Below are 344 nucleotides of genomic sequence, written 5' to 3' on the forward strand. Positions count from 1 at the left end.
CTTGGCTCGGACAGCGTGACAACCCTGAGTGGTGGCGTATTCACCGAAAACCGCTGGATACAGCGCACACTCAAGATTGCGCACCAGTCTCTGGGCGATGCGGATGCAGACCAGATAGAGCAGATCCTGCGTGCCTCGGCCGCAGGGCAGAATACCCTGTTCCTGCCTGTGCCAGATGCTCCTGCTGCTGTCCTTGCACAAAAAGCCCTGTTCGGGCGGCTAACCGGGGATGACGTGAGCAATCCCTTTGGCGTTGCCGACCGGCATTCCACAACCCTGACATTACTGGAGAGCTTGTAAATGGGCATACCCCAAGTTGCAGACCTGGTGCTGGAGAGCGCCAA

The 344-nt window shown here is 58.4% G+C and carries 1 pseudogene; it reads left to right on the forward strand.

Features of this window, described 5'->3' with window-relative positions:
• A pseudogene (locus HK26_RS13660) lies at window positions 1-300 on the forward strand (hypothetical protein); the annotation flags it as partial.
• Window positions 301-344: the final 44 nt, after the last annotated feature.

The sequence above is a fragment of the Acetobacter okinawensis genome (assembly GCF_002153655.1).
GTDB lineage: Bacteria > Pseudomonadota > Alphaproteobacteria > Acetobacterales > Acetobacteraceae > Acetobacter > Acetobacter okinawensis_A.